The organism is Flammeovirga kamogawensis, from assembly GCF_018736065.1.
GTDB lineage: Bacteria > Bacteroidota > Bacteroidia > Cytophagales > Flammeovirgaceae > Flammeovirga > Flammeovirga kamogawensis.
Window position 1 is genome coordinate 3,148,119 of sequence record NZ_CP076128.1, and the last position, 21,112, is coordinate 3,169,230.

At 32.9% G+C, this 21,112-nt stretch carries 5 protein-coding genes; all 5 read right to left on the reverse strand.

What is annotated here, in order from left to right; all coding sequences use genetic code 11:
* Window positions 1-65: 65 nt before the first annotated feature.
* Window positions 66-9,017: a LamG-like jellyroll fold domain-containing protein gene (locus tag KM029_RS12620; RefSeq protein ID WP_144073611.1), complete on the reverse strand. Its 8,952-nt coding sequence runs from the start codon at window positions 9,015-9,017 to the stop codon at window positions 66-68.
* Between the two features lie 83 nt (window positions 9,018-9,100).
* The gene (locus KM029_RS12625; RefSeq protein ID WP_144073612.1) at window positions 9,101-10,024 is read right to left on the reverse strand and encodes a tail fiber protein; all 924 of its coding nucleotides are present in this window, start codon (window positions 10,022-10,024) and stop codon (window positions 9,101-9,103) included.
* Window positions 10,025-10,208: 184 nt separating this feature from the next.
* Window positions 10,209-19,106, reverse strand: coding sequence for a LamG-like jellyroll fold domain-containing protein (locus KM029_RS12630; RefSeq protein ID WP_158631046.1), 8,898 nt, complete (start codon window positions 19,104-19,106; stop codon window positions 10,209-10,211).
* A gap of 114 nt (window positions 19,107-19,220) precedes the next feature.
* A complete protein-coding gene (locus tag KM029_RS12635; protein WP_144073614.1) occupies window positions 19,221-20,138 on the reverse strand; it encodes a tail fiber protein in 918 nt (305 codons plus the stop codon).
* 51 nt (window positions 20,139-20,189) lie between these two features.
* Window positions 20,190-21,110 (reverse strand): phage tail protein, encoded by a 921-nt coding sequence (locus KM029_RS12640; protein WP_144073615.1) that lies wholly within the window; start codon window positions 21,108-21,110, stop codon window positions 20,190-20,192.
* Window positions 21,111-21,112: the final 2 nt, after the last annotated feature.

A 21,112-nucleotide genomic window follows, 5' to 3' on the forward strand; every position in this document is an offset into this window, starting at 1 on the left:
CATAAAAAAAGTCCAAAATCAAATTTCTTGATTTTGGACTTTTAATTTTATAAATCTTTATAAAATTAATTTTTAATTATTCTTTCCGTAAAAGTACCATCACTGGTAATTATTTCTACCACGTAAACACCTGTATTGTATGTTTCTCCGATAGTAACAACATTTGCACCTACAACTCCGGTAATGTCTTGTTTTTCAACAACTCTACCGTTCATAGAGTAAACAATAAGATGGTAATCATGTCCTTTATTTAACTGGAATGATAAGTTAAATTCAGAAGACGAAGGATTAGGATAAACTTTTAAAGAACCAGGGTTTAAATTAATATCCTCATTTGATGCAATCACTTCTCCTAATTGAATTGGAGTAATGAATGTTCCGTAAACGGCATCATCTTCAAATACAAACTCCTCTCCTGCATCCGTAAACTGTAGGTTATCTTTTAAACTGAAAGTAAGGTTTTCATCTGCATTACCATATACAGTAATGAATGCTAAGTTTCTACCTTCAATTTCAACTACATTACCTACACCTCTAATATCATGATGCTCATTGTTGTATACATATACTTGATCATATCCATCAGGTACTTCAACAATAGTACTCATATTAAATTCATAAGCATTGTTTACAAAAGTATCGCTATTATCATTTTCTCCACTCTGACGAGCATTAGAGAATACTTTAGGATAAGAGAATTGTTGAGTTGTTCCATTTGATTTCAACATGTACCCTTCTCCTTTTTTCAAGAAAGATAAAGTACCTACCCAACCTACTAAATCGTTATAAACTGCAAACTGATTTTGTCCTTTAATTATATCACCATTACTAGCTTCGTAATATGCTAAGGCATCATTTACATTTAAATTATTTAGTACAGGATATGGAAGCCAGTTCCAACCATTTGCAAGAGTAACTTCAAAGTTATTGTTATCAACCATGTCTCCTTTCAGTTCAAGAGTATTGGCATCGGTTAATTTCATTTTATACATTTTGACATTTGTCATTCCTGCATTAGAAGAAATACTACCCGACCATCCAATTGATTGATCGTAAACATCAAATTCAGATTGAGCAACAATTCTATCACCGTTGCTTAATTGCATTTGAGAAGTTAAAGCATCCAAATCAGTAAATCGACTATCATTAACTGATAATGAAACCCATGTCCAACCTTGATTTAACGCTAATGATTGTTCCATTACGTTAGTATTACTAAAGATTGAAGGAGTAGCTTTAGTACCTAGAATCTGATCTTGAACAAAAGCGATAGTAGCATTTCCATCAATTTCAGCATCTAGTACTCTACCAGTTGTAGCATCCCATATTTTGAATGAGAGATTTTCTACAGAATCAGCATTTGAATAAATTGTTAGGTATAAGAAGTAATCGTCCCAATTTTTATCATAGATTAATTCAGCTTCACCTCTTGGTTCTTTACCAACAAAAACACCAATTTTAGTATGTGCATCCTCAGCAAAAATATTGTCAATTTTAATCTTACCAACTACATTCATGTTGTAACCAAACTGAGTTGCATCAGCACTCCAATCAGGTTCGTTTTCTAAAACTCTTAAATCAAGTTTTATTTTTTCGTCGTAATTGTACTCTGTATCTAAGTATAAATCTGTGCTATATTCACCTACAGAAAGATTATCATTAACCTCAGCAGTAATTATACGCTTGCTATCTGGATCTAACTGTCCAGATGTTTGACTAAGCGTTAACCATGTTGGAACATTTTTGATATTGAAATCTTGAGGTGTTCCTCCAAAGTTTTCTACAGTAATATCAAATGATTGATTTATGCCTACATAGTTTTGTAAATTAACATAGTCTAAACCATCTTTTACAGACCATACCACTTGATTTTTACGGATATAGGCTGTCCAAGTAATTGGAGATACTTGTCTGTTTCCTTTTTCATCAAATAATCTAGAAACAGTAATATCAATAACTTGTCCTTCTAATACCGACCAATTACTAATGATCGGGTTAATGATCATTTCATCACCATTTATCACATGAGTAACGGCAAACATCTCTAAGTTTCTTTTTGGTTTCAATGCTGGAGCATCCTCATCAAAAGCAGGAGTTGCAGCCACCATTATACTTGTAGATGTAGAAACAATATTATTAGCATCCATATGATAATAGGTAGGAGCTAAATTGTCTAAAGGATCTGGCTCGTTCATTCTAGCATAAAGCATAATACCTGTAGTAGAGAAATCTACTTCAAAATACCTATCTCTGCTGATTTGCTCTTTTGTTCTTGCAAGATTCCATAAACGTAATTCATCTATTTTACCTACAAATTTTTGATCTACCTCATAAGTTCCATTGTTATTAAAACCTCTAGCTCCTATAAAGTATTTATTACCAGATAAACCTGAGATGTCATTTGCAATATTTGAGGTAGTTAAATCAGCATCAACATATGTTTTCATAGCTCCAAGTCTATTTAAAACAATTGCTACATGATGCCATTCTCCATCTACAATATCATTGGTTAACTCGTATGCAATACCTTCATTATTAAGATAAAGTTTACCATTAGTATGTACATCTACCGACCATTTGTTGGCTTTGCCATTGGCCTCAATTACATCTGTTCCATCACCTCTACCGTTTGAGAAAATAGTAGCTTCTTGTGACTGATCCATTTTCACCCAGAATGATAATGTAACATCCATCTGACTTGTAAGCTGTACAAAGTTTACATTGTCGAGCGTTAAGTAATCGTTGTTTTCGAAATTATAAGCAGTTCCTTTCGGACGAATATCCCACTCAGCATTCATAATGCCGTGTTTGTTTCTTGCTTTATCGTTAACTACGCTTTCTCTTCCCTCATCCATTGGCCAGTACCCTTGAAGGTTTTGTTCAGTGCCAAGCAATGATTTATACATTTGAGCGTATGCTTCAGAAAGTGATAATGCTTTTGACCAGATTCTTAATTCAAGAATATTTCCTTTGAAAGTAGACCCACCAAAAACCAAATCATTTCTATTAGGAATAGCAAAAGCACCTGTGTTGGTAAATCCTAATTCCTGATCATCTTGGTACATTCTTAGTGTTCCAGAATCAGTTCCATCGTAAACAAATACATAATGATGGAATAAGTCATCGTCTAGAATCGGACTAGAAACAGAGTAAGTAGAACTTCCTTCGACAGTCCAAGTAAGAGTATTTCCAGAAAGCGTTGCTTCCATACCATTTTCTTGTTTGAAAATGATAGAATTCGTTTCAGTAGAAAGGTTTCTCATCCAGAACTCAATAGTAAAGTTCTGATCACTAATTGATGGTTTCTCAAAAGTTGCCGTGTTATTACTTCCTTCAAAATATACAGAAGTACCGTGTGCAATTTCTTGATCATTAGTTTGACCTACGATTTCAATATTACTGATGGCAGAATTATATAAAATATTCTCACTGTATTTTAAAGTAAGGTCTTGCCCTGCCGATAATATTCCGTTTCTAGGAGACGGAGTTCCGAAAGCAACAGGAATATTTAAATCAACTTTACCAGCAACAACATCAGAAATATATTCCGTTCCGTTATCACAATAAGAAATAGCTCTTATTTCATAATCACCATCACTTAAACCGGTTGCGCCTATGTCCCAAGAAAAAGTGATATTATCGTCAGTGATCATATCAATTTTTGATTCTTGAGCAGCTACAGCATCAGCATAAGATTGTTCATTATTATAATAAGTATATAACCTTGTCCAAGTTGGAGAAGTAGATTTTCTGTATTCTAATCTTACTTTTTCAAAGCTATCGTATGTTCTAGAATAATCACCTAAAACAATTGGTAGTGGATTAGTAGAACCATCTTCGTTGAATGCAGTAGTAGCATTCATTACCCATTTTTCAAGAGGTTTTTGAACTTCTATTCTAGTACACGAAGGAACATAATGTACAGATACTTCTACCGTTTCTTGTAAATCAGATCCCATACAGATTGATTCTAATACAATACTTAGGTCTTCATAATCGTAAACATCTGGTTTAGATTTTTCTAAGAATACTGTATAAGTCACCGTTTGATCATGTGGTACTTCAACTTCAACTCCCCCTTGTGGAATATTAGATTTAATATTGTGAGGGTTAGTTGTGTTATCAATGTAAAGCATGAAACTCACGTTCTCATTAAGATCAGCATTTGTATTATTCAATAGTGTCAATTCAATTACCGCCATATCATCTTCAGGTATGTTGGTAATATCAGTAACATTTGCAGTAATAACCGGAACTTCTATTGCTTGTGTTGCAATAGATAATGCTGTTCCACCTGCTCCAATTACACCTTCCTCATAATTCTCACTATCAAAATAATTAGAAAGTAAAGGACCTTCATGCGGACAAGAAGTTCTACCACCAAGAGTACGGAAAATAGGACCGTTACCATCAAATGGATTTACAACGTCGATACTTAAATAGTTATCATCGTCATTATCTACAATTGAATAAGTAAAAGCAGTAGATTCAGCACTTTCTGATGCATCTGATTTAGCAAAACCTTGGCTTACACCAAAACTTGTTGTTATCTCATCACCTGTATCATTAATTTCTTTACCGAATGTGTGAGCAAATGTATAATCTAAGGCTACTTCATAAGCATAAGAACTTCCAGAAGCTGTAAATGTACTTACCGTTCTTTCTACACCACCAACACCATAATCAATAGAGATATTATCTTTAAAATGCTTATTGACAAAATTAAGATAGTTTTGAGTATAACTGTTGTTATGATCTAAGTTGTACTGATCTTCATTGGCAGTAATTGACGCAAGAACCTCATTAAGGAAGTTATCTTGATCATTAAATGCTCTATATTTTGTTCTCTCGTTATTCTGAATAATCTCTTGCCATAATTTTATTTGAGTTTCATATTCAGTTTTCGAAAGTACACCTTCATCATCTGAATCGAGAGTTCCGTTTTCTAAAGCTGTAATAAAGCTCTCGTATTCTGGAATTAACGTATTGATAATATGTTTTTGAGAATAGATAAAGAAGGTAGATGTAGGTGCTTCGTTAAAGTATAAAGCTTTTTGTTTATTGATATAAACAGTATCTAAACTACCATCATCATTATGTTTTATAAATGCAGTGTTATCAATTCCTTTTACAATTGTATCTGTAGCAGATAATCTGTTATAAGATCCGTATTGTAAATTTTTAGAGTGACCTATATATAAATCACCATCAGAACCTACAAAGCTTTCGCTATCACTTGTTGAGATTGTTTGAGAAAATGAATATGATTTTGTAAAACCTTCACCATAATCAGAGTTATAACTTACGCTAAAACCACTTTCAACATCGTTCACTGCTTCAACAGTATTTTCTGGTCCTGCATCTGCACCACCAGTAGTAACTGTAGTACCTAACTTTAATGTTAAACCTTGTTCAAAAGATGATGATGTAAGTGCATTCATCGAGGTCTCTATTGTTAATTCTGTTCCAGCTTCAATAGAGGCTGAACTACCAGAACCTGGAGGATCTCTAAGGATAATATCTGGAATATCTGGTGCTTTTGTTACAAATAATTGAGAACCATCTGATTTACCACCGAAGATAATTCCCTCTGAAAGTAAATTATCTGGAGCATAATCAACATCTTTAATTCTTAGCATTACGCTCATTCCCTTTCTAAAAGGAGCATTCATTAAAGGTAATCCAGCAGTAAAGTAATACGTTACTTTATTTTCTTCTTCAGGATCTTTTTCAAATCTATCAGAATTAGCTCTTGCTAAATTATTTGTTACATAGTATTGACCATCTGTAACTGGTACAGTAAATTTTTGATTGATTTCTTTGTTTTCATATTCTTCAAAAGCAAGTAAATCAATTTGATACTCGTACAGTTGTTCATAAACAGGATACGTTACAGAAGTATCGTTTTCTTCAGATACAAGGAATTCATACGTTTGATTCTCAATAGTTACCTGAGGAGTAGATCTGTAAATAAAGTTTTGAACAAATTTATAAGGCTCAGATTGGATTTCGTTACCCACTGAATCTTTAAAAATTCCACGTTTATCATTTGTAAAAGGAGAGTAATCCACTTCTTCACTTCCTGATAGTAAAATTACATCAGGATTACTTTCTATCACTGCTCCATTTATTTCATTAATGATATAATTTATTGGAATCAACTCTGCTTTATATTCACCTGTTTTATTATTTGTATAAAAACTAGTTGATAAATATCCGGTTGCAGGATCTGCACCATAAGGAAGGTAATCAAAAGTAATTTTAGCAGTTCCTAAATTATTTGTTGATGAAATCTCTACAGTTTCTGATGAATCTACTGTGTGGAAAAAATCAAATTCTTTAATTCCATCAAAACCAAAACCAATAGGCTTTTCAGCTTCCACTTGTCCACCTACTACTCTACCTACAACACTAACTCTAGTAGTATCAAGAAAAGGTTTAGGTGTTTCATGATTTTCAAAAAACTCATAATAACCTTCAGCAGGGAACCTACCATCATGAACTAAGCCATGACCGTTTTTTCTAACTTCTATGTAATGATTACCAATAGGAACTTGAATTTCGAAGAAGCCATCTTTGCCAGTAACAACAGGTGCTTTGTTTTCATCAAGTACCATGTTTCCATCAACATATACATTGGCTTCGTCTAAAAATATTTTTGGATACTCGTATAGTTCTCCAATTTCATTTTTAAAATAATGCCCTTGATTGTACATTATTTTTGTACCATCAATTGTTACTAGGTATTGATTATAACCAGCATCTTCTATTTGAGTAACATCATCTACTTTTCTTAATGAACCATATTGACCTCTTACATCGTAATAGGCTATTCCTCTAAATATAAATGATGATATATCTTTAAAATCTAATTTATTGATAACTTCAGATCCTTCTCCTATAAATACAACTTGTTGTCCTGGGTCAAACTCATGCACACCAAACATAGGAGTAACAGCATAAGAACCACCATTACCTGCATAAGGAATTGATGTAATTACATAATTACCAAACATATCTGTTACACCAAATATACCTAATTGACTAATTGTAGGTGTAACCTGAGACCATTCTGTATTTAGTAAAAATGAATGTCTTTTATGAAATGTAAATTCTTCTTTAGATAGATCATAAGCATAAGCACCTGTACCTTCATCAATTCTAAGGTATACTTCAAGTCCTCTTTCTGCTCCACTTAAATATCTTCTATAATTTTTCTGAACATCATCGTTACTTAGTGCATTACTCCAAATTCTGATATCATCAAAATAACCAATAAAACCATCTGCCACTCTAAAGTAACAATTGTCTCCAGTTATTGGTTGGTATGTAATGCTATCAGTATTAACCGTTGTAATGTTAACTAAATGGCTAATTTCTGCAGGGATTGTTGTACTATAATTCCCATCCATTAAACGACCATTGAAATATAATTTAGGTATATCGTTTGGTGATAAAACTAAACTATAATTATTAAATTCCTCCATTACTTCTGAGAAAGGAATTACAATATCTTCTCCTGCTCCATCAGATTCTCCATTTGGCAAAGAACCAGCAAGTGTAAATGTTATATCTTTTGATAAAGATGGTGAGTGTAATGTTAACTGAATATCATTGTCTGATTTTATATAATCAAGATCATAATAAGATGATCCGTTAAACATTTTAAATAATTCTCCAGAAGAATTACCATCAAATTTAAACCAAGATTGCAATGTGAAATTTGTTGGAAGTTCTCTTGCTTCCATTTTCGATTCTATATAACCGGTACCATTTACTTTAGCACTAAAAGACTGAAGAACAATTTCTCCACCTTGAGGCTCAGCTCTAACTATTACATCTTGTACTGGGTTTCCTCCTTCAAAAGTAATATTACCAGTTATTGTAGCCGTAGGGTTTCTAAACCCAATACCTGTAATAAATGATGTATATTCTATTTCTAAATCACCTAAACCATCTGCAACAACTTTATATTCTTGTAAAATACCACCTTCAACATCATAATCTTCATAAGAGTAAGACGTATTGTCAAGCGTTGCTATTAACTGATAATTTTCAGAATGATTTTCATTATTAGGGTCAAATTTTCTTCTGTATATTTTAAAAAATGTAATCAAATCAGCATTGTTAGATACTTGCCACTGAATTGATGTTTTATCGTTATAATACCCTTTAGAAACTTCGAATGAGTTTCTTGTGAATGTAGGAGCATTGTAAAATATATCCCAAGGGAAACCTAAAAGTATTTTACCACTTTGTATTGTTTCGCTATCTGATAACCCTGTATCTTCTTCTCTAAAAATCTCATATTGTGTAGATGTATGAACAGGTGAAAAAGGAGTACCAGCAATTATATTTAAATAAGTACCGTCATCGTCAATTTCTTCTCCTAGTACATTATTAAACCCAATAACAATGTCTATTCTAGGATCCCTTTGTTCATCATCAATATCTACTGTATTACCGCTAGAAAACCCATCAATAAAATCAATTTCAACGTTAGATTTTGTTGAATTTGAAACTTGACTAGCAGTACTACCAGAAAACGCAGCATCATTAAATATTATTTTAATATTACTGATATCATCATGGCTTCTGTGCACATTAGCAATACCATTTAATGTAATGGTTGCTGTGGTAGGAGAATTAACAATAACATATGGACTTAATCCACTAGGTAAGTTTCTTACTTCTACAGCACCAGGTCCAATTAAATCTGTTCCTTGGCTTTCACTAAATGTAGTACCTGATAATGTAACTTCAATTGTATTTCTAATGGTACCATTATTGGCTTCATTTTCATGAAACGTAGTGGTAGAATAGGTCACATTTTTAGAAGAAAAAATAAAGTTATATATCTTTTCAAGAAGAGGTTCTTCTTCTTCTTCTTCATTAGCTATGTTAATGGGGGTTTCTGTATACAAATCATCATCATTAATATAATTTGTATTTTCTGAGTGAGCCACCCCTAGCATAGTTGATGCAATAAACATCAATAGCAAGAGTATCTTTTTCATAATTTATATGCTAATAAAATAGTACACATAATAGAGTGTAATATTTTTATAATAAAATTAGTTTAACAGGGCTATTGTATTTCTTATAGTTTTATGATGTAGGTAACACCATAATTTATAGGTCTTGTTTCTGTACTAACAGCTCCACCGTTAGCGTCTCCAATACTACCAGATAATGTAGCTGTATGACTATGTGACCCACCTGATCCAGTACTTCTACTAAAGTTATCTCTTTTGTTTACCCCTGCAGCATATCCGGTTACATCTGTACCAGAGTTGTCTTCTAATTTGTTATAATCATGGTTATGAGAACCTGCATTAGAAAGAGATACTGATATATCGTTATCATGGCCGTGATCTCTTAATTTATCTTTTTGATAACCATTAAGAGACGGACCTTTTACAAATGCATCACTACTATTTTTGTATGATGTATTTGTACCTGTTCCTCTTAAAAATATACCTCTTAAGTCAGGAGATTTAGTTAAGCCAATAATATCTTTTAAGGCTGTTCCGTTTGGTACATTACTGCCATCACATAGCATCCAGCCATCTGGAGCAGTACTACCTACATAAGATATTATAGTACCTGATGGTGCACCATTTAATGCAGAGTATGCATAAGGAACATAATTGAATTTTTGTTGAGAAATGATATTTTCAGAGCCATCTACCGGCATTGAAATTGTTAGCATCAACCCATCCTTTTCGTAAGGAATATTTGCTAAACTTCCCGTTTGATTACTTCCGTTCCCAATAACATGAGCAAAAACTCCTTGAGCATCTGTTAGTATTGCTTCGGATTCTGTGTAATAATTGATTGTGTTATTTGAGTTAGTTACTCTAAATTTAAAATGAACTAACTTATTAGGAATAGGAATGTTAGTTGAATTTCTTGCTATTCCTTGAATAACTAATCCACCAGAATCTTGGGCGAATAGACTACCACTACTTAATGTTAGGGTTATCAGTAGTAGTAAATTGAGATATTGGGTTTTAAGTAACATATATGAGAAAATTTATTGGGTTATTATTTTAGGTCTTGGGTTTTCTATGTTAATAATTAATTTGATTGTTCTAAGTAGTTACGTGCTATACAAGATAACATGTAAATACTTAAAACAATTCAGATTATATATTTTTGCAAATCATTCAATAAAATCTTAAATAAATTTCTTTAAACAATGCAATTTATTTTTTAATTATTCTTTCCGTAAAAGTACCATCACTAGTAATTATTTCTACCACGTAAACACCTGTATTGTATGTTTCTCCGATAGTAACAACATTTGCACCTACAACTCCGGTAATGTCTTGTTTTTCAACAACTCTACCGTTCATAGAGTAAACAATAAGATGGTAATCATGTCCTTTATCTAACTGGAATGATAAGTTAAATTCAGAAGATGAAGGATTAGGATAAACTTTTAAAGAACCAGGATTTAAATCAATATCTCTATTAGATGCAATCACTTCTCCTAATTGGATTGGAGTAATGAATGTTCCGTAAACGGCATCATCTTCAAATACAAATTCCTCTCCTGCATCGGTAAACTGTAGGTTGTCTTTTAAACTGAAAGTAAGGTTTTCATCTGCATTACCATATACAGTAATGAACGCTAAGTTTCTACCTTCAATTTCAACTACATTACCTACACCTCGAATATCATGTTGCTTATTGTTGTATACATATACTTGATCATATCCATCAGGTACTTCAACAATAGTACTCATATTAAATTCATAAGCATTATTTACAAATTGATCTATCTCTGTATTACTATCTCCTTTCTGACGAGCATTTGAGAATACTTTAGGATAAGAGAATTGTTGAGATGATCCATTTGATTTCAACATGTATCCTTCTCCTCTTTTTAAGAAAGATAAAGTACCTACCCATCCACTAAACTCATCGTAAATAGCAAATCGATCTTGCCCTTTGATTAAATCGCCGTTACTAGCTTCATAATATGCTAAGGCATCGTTTACACTAGAGTTTGTTAAAACTGGGTATGGAAGCCAGTTCCAACCATTTGCAAGAGTAACTTCAAAGTTATTGTTATCAACCATGTCTCCTTTCAGTTCAAGAGTATTGGCATCGGTTAATTTCATTTTATACATTTTGACATTTGTCATTCCTGCATTAGAAGAAATACTACCCGACCATCCAATTGATTGATCGTAAACATCAAATTCATTTTGGGCAACAATTCTATCACCGTTGCTTAATTGCATTTGAGAAGTTAAGGCATCCAAATCAGTAAATCGACTATCATTAACTGATAATGAAACCCATGTCCAACCTTGATTTAATGCTAATGATTGCTCCATCACGTTTGTATTTGTAAATACTTTTGGAGTGGTATTGTCACCCATCACTTGGTCTTGTACAAATGTGATTTCAGCATTTCCATCAATTTCAGCATCTAGTACTCTACCGGTTGCAGCATCCCATATTTTAAAAGATACTTGCTCTGAGGTAGTTGTATTAGAATTTACTGTTAGATATAAGAAATAATCTTGTAATCCATTGTCATATACTAATTGTGCTTCTCCTCTTGCTTCTTCTCCTACAAAAGCACCGATTTTGGTATGTGGATCTTCAGCAAAAACATTGTCAATTTTAATCTTACCTACAATACTCATATTGAAACTGTAGTTACTTTCATTGACAGCCCAATCAGGTTCGTTTTCTAAAACTCTTAAATCGAGTTTTATTTTTTCATCGTAATTGTACTCTGTATCTAAGTATAAATCTGTGCTATATTCACCTACAGAAAGATTATTATTAACCTCAGCAGTAATTATACGCTTGCTATCTGGGTCTAACTGACCAGATGTTTGACTAAGCGTTAACCATGTTGGAACATTTTTGATGTTGAAATCTTGAGGTGTTCCTCCAAAGTTTTCTACAGTAATATCAAATGATTGATTTACGCCTACATAGTTTTGTAAATTAACATAGTCTAAACCATCTTTTACAGACCATACCACTTGATTTTTACGGATATATGCTGTCCAAGTAATTGGAGATTCTTGTCTGTTTCCTTTTTCATCAAATAATCTAGAAACAGTAATATCAATAACTTGTCCTTCTAATACCGACCAATCACTAATTATTGGGTTAATGATCATTTCATCACCATTAATTACATGGCTAACAGCAAACATTTCCAAGTTTCTTTTCGGTTTCAACGCAGGAGCATCTTCATCGAAAGCAGGAGTTGCTGCATTCATTATACTTGTAGATGTAGAAACAATATTATTAGCATCCATATGATAATAGGTAGGAGCTAAATTGTCTAAAGGATCTGGCTCGTTCATTCTAGCATAAAGCATAATACCCGTAGTAGAGAAATCTACTTCAAAATACCTATCTCTGCTGATTTGCTCTTTTGTTCTTGCAAGATTCCATAAACGTAATTCATCTATTTTACCTACAAACTTCTGATCTACTTCATAAAGGCCTCCGTTATTAAAACCTCTAGCACCTATAAAGTATTTATTACCAGATAAACCTGAGATGTTATTTGCAATATTTGAGGTAGTTAAATCAGCATCAACATATGTTTTCATAGCTCCAAGTCTATTTAAAACAATTGCTACATGATGCCATTCTCCATCTACAATATCATTGGTTAACTCATAAGCTGTACCTTCGTTATTAAGGTAAAGTTTACCATTAGTATGTACATCTACCGACCATTTGTTGGCTTTGCCATTGGCCTCAATTACATCTGTTCCATCACCTCTACCGTTTGAGAAAATAGTAGCTTCTTGTGACTGATCCATTTTCACCCAGAATGATAATGTAACATCCATCTGACTTGTAAGCTGTACAAAGTTTACATTGTCGAGCGTTAAGTAATCGTTGTTTTCGAAATTATAAGCAGTTCCTTTCGGACGAATATCCCACTCAGCATTCATAATGCCGTGTTTGTTTCTTGCTTTATCGTTAACTACGCTTTCTCTTCCCTCATCCATTGGCCAGTACCCTTGAAGGTTTTGTTCAGAACCAAGTAATGATTGATACATTTGAGCGTATGCTTCAGAAAGTGATAATGCTTTTGACCAGATTCTTAATTCAAGAATATTTCCTTTGAAAGTCGACCCACCAAAAACCAAATCATTTCTATTAGGAATAGCAAAAGCACCTGTGTTGGTAAATCCTAATTCCTGATCATCTTGGTACATTCTTAGTGTTCCAGAATCAGTTCCATCGTAAACAAATACATAATGATGGAATAAGTCATCGTCTAGAATCGGACTAGAAACAGAGTAAGTAGAACTTCCTTCAACAGTCCAAGTAAGCGTATTTCCAGAAAGCGTTGCTTCCATACCATTTTCTTGTTTAAAAATGATAGAATTCGCTTCAGTAGAAAGGTTTCTCATCCAGAACTCAATAGTAAAGTTCTGATCACTAATTGATGGTTTCTCAAAAGTTGCCGTGTTATTACTTCCTTCAAAATATACAGAAGTACCGTGTGCAATTTCTTGATCATTAGTTTGACCTACGATTTCAATATTACTGATGGCAGAATTATATAAAATATTCTCACTGTATTTTAAAGTAAGGTCTTGCCCTGCCGATAATATTCCGTTTCTAGGAGACGGAGTTCCGAAAGCAACAGGAATATTTAAATCAACTTTACCAGCAACAACATCAGAAATATATTCCGTTCCGTTATCACAATAAGAAATAGCTCTTATTTCATAATCACCATCACTTAAACCGGTTGCGCCTATGTCCCAAGAAAAAGTGATATTATCGTCAGTGATCATATCAATTTTCTGTTCTTGAGCAGCTACAGCATCTGCATAAGATTGTGCGTTATTATAATAAGTATATAACCTTGTCCAAGTTGGAGAAGTAGATTTTCTGTATTCTAATCTTACTTTTTCAAAACTATCGTATGTTCTAGAATAATCACCTAAAACAATTGGTAGTGGATTAGTAGAACCATCTTCGTTAAATGCTGTAGTAGCATTCATTACCCAATTTTCTAAAGGTTTTTGAACTTCTATTCTAGTACACGAAGGAACATAATGTACAGATACTTCTACCGTTTCTTGTAAATCAGATCCCATACAAATTGATTCTAATACAATACTTAGGTCTTCATAATCGTAAACATCTGGTTTCGATTTTTCTAAGAATACTGTATAAGTTACCGTTTGATCATGCGGTACTTCAACTTCAACTCCCCCTTGTGGAATATTAGATTTAATATTGTGAGGGTTTGATGTATTGTCGATGTAAAGCATGAAACTCACGTTCTCATTAAGGTCAGCATTTGTATTATTCAATAGTGTCAATTCAATTACCGCCATATCATCTTCAGGTATGTTGGTAATATCAGTAATATTAGCAGTAATAACCGGAACTTCTATTGCTTGAGTTGCAATAGATAAAGGAGAACCACCTGCTCCAATTACTGTAATATCATCATCGTTATCTTTATCAAAATATAAAGAAAGTACTTCACCTTCATGCGGACAAGAAGTTCTACCACCAACAGTACGGAAAATAGGACCGTTACCATCAAATGGATTTACAACGTCTATACTTAAATAGTTATCATCATCATTATCCACAATTGAATAGGTGATATCTAAAGATTCAGCTTCTTCTTTTCCATCACTTTTTGCAAATGATTGATTAAATTCTACACCCATTGTATGCTTAAAACCTGTACCGTTTACCACAGCACCAACAGTTTGTGCATAAGAAGCATCTAAGTTAACATCATAAGAATACGATGTATTTACAGCAGAGAAAGTACTAATTGTTCTTTCTAATCCGCCAACACCATAATCAATAGAAATATTATCAGAAAACTTACTATTGATTAATGCTGCCAGACCATCATTGTTTAACTGAGAAGTAATATTTGCAATGATTTCTGCTTTGTAATTTTCTTGATCATTAAATGCTCTATACTTTGTTCTTTCGTTATCTTGAATAATTTTTTGCCATAACTTGATCTGTTTCTGATATTCTTCTTTTGTAAGAACACCTTCATCTTCAGGATCCAAAGTACCGTTGTCTAAAGCAAGAATAAAGCTCTCATATTCAGGAAGCAATGTATTAACAATATGCTTTTGAGAGTAGACAAAGAATGTAGATGTCGGAGACTCATTAAAGAATAAGGCTTTCTGTTGATTTACATAGACAGTATCTATTGTATCATCGTCATTATACTTATAGAAAGTAGTGTTATCTATTCCAGAAACAGCTGTATCTGTAATCACTAACCTTTTAAAAGTACCATACTCAAGATTTTTTGAGTTACCGATATATAAGTCACCATCCGAACCTACAAAACCTTCACTATCACTTGTAGAAATACTTTGTGAGAAAGAATAAGACTTTGTTTGGTTTTCTCCGTAATCAGAACCGTAAGAAACAGATATACCATTTTCGATATCGTTAGAAACATCAGCTTCTACTTCTGGACCAAGTTTACCACCACCAGTAGTAACTGTTACACCTTGATGGAATGTATTTGTATAAGAAGTAGATACATTTGTAAGTGTATTTAATTCTGATGTGATTGTAATTTCTGTACCAGCCTCAATGGTAGCTGAACTTCCAGAACCTGGAGGATCTCTCAGGATAATATCTGGGAAATCTGGTGCTTTTGTTACAAATAGTTGAGAACCATCTGCTTCACCACCTATAATAAAACCTTCTGCTAAGAAATTTTCTGCAGGATAATCAACTCCATTAATACGAAGATTGATACTCATGCTTTTTGTGAAAGGAGCAGTCATTAAAGGTAAACCAGCTTTAAAGTAATAAGTGGCTTTATTCGGCTCTTCTTCACTTTTTACTAGATTTTCTGCAGTTTCATCAGCTAAATTATTATTGATAATGTATTCACCATCAGTAATTGGAACAGTAAATTTTTGATTAATTTCCTTATTTTCATATTCTTCATAAGAAACCAAATCAACTTTATAATCATATAATTGTTCATATACAGGATATTTAATAGATGTATCCCCTTCTGCAGCAATTAAGTAATTATAAGTTTGTCCCTCAACATTTAAAACTGGCGTTGATCTGTATATAAAGTTTTGAACAAAATGATAAGGATCAGATTCTAACCCAGAACCATTTGGATCTTCAAATACAGACGTAAATTCTTCAGTAATAAAAGAGAAATCAACTTCTTCGTTACCAGATAATAATTGAACATCGGTATTACTTTCTATCACAACACCAGTTACTTGATTTATGATATAATTAATTGGTAATAATTGAGTTCTATATTCACCTGTTTCTGAATTAGTAAAAATACTAGTTGATAAAAAACCAGTAGCAGGGTCTGCACCGTAAGGAAGATAATCGAAAGTGATACGTGCTGTACCAATATTACTTATAGAAGATACACCAACTACTTCAGAAGAATCTTCTGTGTAATTAAAAGTATATTCTTGAGTACCATCGTAACCAAATCCAATAGGCTTTTCGGCTTCCACTTGTCCACCTACAACTCTACCTACAACATTTACTCTTGTAGTATCAACAAAAGGTTTAGGAGCTTCTAAATTTTCAAAAAACTCATAATAGCCTTCAGCAGGAAATCTACCACCGTGTACTAGTGTATGGTTTGCTTTTCTAACTTCAATAAAGTGGTTACCAATTGGTACTTGAAGTTCAAAGAAACCATCTTTTCCAGTTACTAGAGGTTCTTTATTTTCGTCGAGCATGATATTACCATCAACAAAGATATTAGCACCATCTAAAAATACTTTAGGGTATTCATAAAGGTCTTCTTCTTCATCTTTAAAGTAATGCCCTTGATTGTACATTATTTTTGCACCATCAATAGTAACTAAGTATTGGTTATAACCAGCATCTTCTATTTGAGTAACATCTTCAACTTTTCTTAAAGGCTCAAATAATCCTCTAACATCGTAATAAGCTATTCCTCTAAATAAGAATGAAGATATATCTAAAAAGTCTAATTGATTAACAACTTCAGAACCTTTACCTACAAAAACTACTTGTTTGATAGGATCAAATTCGTGCACGCCAAACATTGGTGTAATAGCATATGTACCTCCGTTACCTGAATATGGGACAGAAGAAATTACATAATTACCATACATGTTAGTTACCCCAAAAATACCTAACTGACTTGTAGTTGGTGCTTCTTGAGACCATGTTGTATTTAAAAGGAATGAGTGTCTTTTATTAAAGTCAAAACCACTTTTAGATAAATCGTAAGCATAAGCACCTGTTCCTTCGTCTATTCTTAAATAAACTTCAAGAGCATTTTCAGCACCACTTAAATATCTTCTATAATTTTTCTTTACTTCATCAGCATCTAATGCTCTACTCCATACTCTAACATCATCGATAAAACCAACAAAACCATCACCCACTCTAAAATAAGCATCTTCGCCAGTTAGTGGTACAAATTTGGTGCTGTCGTTATCCGTGTTCATAGACACGTCTACCAAATGAGAAAGACTTTTAGGAACATTATCATCTGCAAAATTAGAATCCATTAATCTACCATTAAAGTAAAGTTTAGGTAGCTCTTCTGGGGTTAAAACTAAAGAGAGATGGTTAAATTGATTAAGAATATCAGTATAAGTTTCAACTACATCTTCACCTGCACCATTTGCTTCACCAGATGGTAAATAACCAGCAAGTCTATATGTAATCTCATCAGAAATTGATGGAGAATGTAATATAAATATTAATTCATCATCTGTTTTTTCGTAATCTAAATCATAAAAAGAAGATCCATTAAATAATTTAAAAGCTTCTCCTTCTGAATTTCCATTAAATTTAAACCAAGATTGAATAGTATATTCATTTGGTAAATTATCTGTTTCAATAACAGACTCTACATAACCATCTCCTTCTACTTCAACTGTAAAAGATTTTAATTTTAATTCAGCTCCCTGAGGCTCTGCTCTTACAACTACATTTTCTACAGGATTTCCTCCTTCAAAAGCAATGTTACCAGAGATTGTTGCTGTTGGATTTCTAAAACCAACGCCAGTTATATAGGTGGTATATTCTATATCTAAATCACCTAAACCTTCAACATCAATTTTATATTCGAATAAAATACCACCTTCAACATCGTAATCAGAATAGCTATATGTTTCGTTATCTAATGTGATAAGCAATTCATAATTTGTGTATAAATCTGTAATTGAAGGATCGAACTCTCTTCTATAAACCTTAAATGTTGTAATTAGGTCAGAATTGTTATTTACTTGCCAATTTATTCTTGTTTCATCACTATAATAACCTTTAGAAATTTCGAAGGTATTTCTAGTGAAAGTTGGAGCGTTGTAAAATATTTCCCACGGAAAACCAATAATTAAATTCCCCTCTTGGATGATCTCACTATCTGATAAATTTGTATCATTATCTCTAAAAACTTCATAATTAGTTACCGTAGTAACAGGAGATAACGCACTACCTACATTTAAGTTAAGGTAGTTTCCTTCATCATCCATTTGGTAATTAAGTGTTCCGTTAAAACCTGTAACAACACTAATTCTTGGTGTTTCAATTTCTATATCATCTGTATTGAAATTACCACTTGAGAAACCATCTATGTAATCTACATTAATGTTACTTACAAATGTGCTAGAAACTTCTGAAACTGTAGCATCTAAAAAAGCATGACTGTAAAATTCTACTTCAATTTGTGATACATCATCTTGACTTCTATGTGTATTTGCAATACCATTTAAAGTAATAGAAACCTGAGAAGGAGATTCTACTACAATGTATGGAGTATATCCAGGAGGTAAATTTCTTACTACAACAGCATCTTTGTCACCTAAGTCGGTTCCTTTTTTACCATGAAAAGAAGCTCCATTAATAGTAACAATTATTTTATTTTTAATTGTACCGTTATTAGAATCATCTTCATGAAACGTAGTTGTAGAATATGTTAAAGATTTAGAAGAAAATATGAATGAGTAAATTTTATCTAATAAGGTCTGGTTTTCTATTTCTTCTGTAGTACTTATTTCGTTATTCGGAGTTTCACCTTCTGTGTTAATATCTTTAGTAGAATTATTAACTGATGAAGACGCAACCCCGAGCATTGTTGATGTCAGAAACACCAATAGCAAGAGTATTTTTTTCATAATATTAAGCTGAATAAAATATTACATCATAACATGTAATACTTTTAGTTATTAGGTTTAACCAAAATCGAATTAAAGCTTAATGATGTAATTTACACCATAACTTACGGGTTGTGTCTCTGAGTAAACGCCATCTCCAGTTGCGGCACCAACGCTACCGCCTATTGTTGTTGAGTGGGTATGATCTCCAGAATTTCCTGTAGTTCTACTAATGTTTTGTCTTTTAACCACACCACCACCATGGCGACCTAAATTACCTGATCCGCCTTCTCTAAATTTACTATAACTATGGGTATGGCTACCATCATTCGAGATATCTACACTAAAATCATTATCGTGACCATGATCTCCTAATTGATCTTTTTCATAAGAATTTAAACCAGGTCCGGTTGCATAATCATTATTACTATTTTGATGAGTTCCGTTAGTACCTGTACCTCTAAGATACATTCCTCTTAAGTCTGGTGCATTTGCCATTCCAATCATATCTTTTAAATATGTACCTGATGGAACAGAACTTCCATCACACAGCATCCATCCTAACGGAACGTCTGTACCAGTAAAAGGAACTATAGACCCAGAAGGAGCTCCATTTAAAGCTGAAAAAGCATAAGGAACATAGTTTATGATTTGTTCTGATATTACGTTTTCTGTAGAGTTAGTAATCATAGAGATGATCAATTTTAAATTGGCATCTTTATACGGAACAGTTTGGATTGACCCAGTAGATACTGTACCTGTACCTATTTCATGAGAAAATACACCTTGTGCATTTGTTACTAACTGTTTTGTTTCTGAAAAATATGTAGATGACTTATCATTACTAACTATTGTAAATTTAAAGTCAATTACTTTATTTGGAATAGCAGCATGTAATGAATTTCTTGCTAGTCCTTGTACAACAAAACCTCCGCTTTGAGCGAATAGATTACTATTTAGAAATAGTAATGCTATCAATATTATTGAACGATAATGAGTCTTAAGTAGCATAAATGAATATTTTTGATGGGTTATTTTTTCTGATAGCTTCTGCTATGCTAATTATAATTTAATAATGTAAGCTACACCATAACTTACTGGTCGAACTTCATTTCCTGTCCCAACGCCATTTACGGAATTAATAGAACCAGAAACTGTTGCTGTATGCTCGTGAGCACCAGCTGATGATGTATTAGTACTTTCTGTACTAATATGTGCACCTAAACCAGCAATGTAGTTTAGTATACCATACGAACTAGCACTTTCTACTTTAGAATAACTGTGTGAATGGGAACCTCCACTATTTACCGATACCGAAATATCATCTGAGTGACTATGAGGACCTATCTTATCTTTTTCAACATCATTTAATGCCGGACCTTGTGGATATTCACTATTAGAATTAGTGAAAGTCTCGTTAGTACCAGAACCCCTAACAAACATACCTCTTAAATCAGGTGCATTGTTCATTCCCAAAACATCTTTTAAAGTAGTTCCAGATGGAATTGAACTTCCATCACATAACATCCAACCACTTGGAGCAGCACTTCCTACAAAAGGAATTATTGACCCAGCAGGTAACCCATTAGCAGCTCTATATGCATAGGGTACATAATTCATTGGTTTATCAGAAATGATTTGTTGGTTGCCATTATCATCTAAAGAGACAATTAATTTTAAATTGCCTAACGTGTAAGGAGCATTTTTTAAATTACCGGACTGATTATCACCTTGTCCTACTATATGTGAAAACACTCCGTACGTATCTGTTCGGATTGACTTTGTTTCACTGTAATAAGTGGTAGATCCATCATTACTTTTTATTTGAAAGGTAAATGGTATCAATCTATCACCAAGTGCCGCATGGCCATTATTTCGTGCAACACCTTGTACAACAAAGCCGTTTTGGGCTAAACTGAAGGAAGAAACAAAAAGTGTACAGATAAAGAATAATGAAACAATCTTTAGGCTTAATATTTTCATGG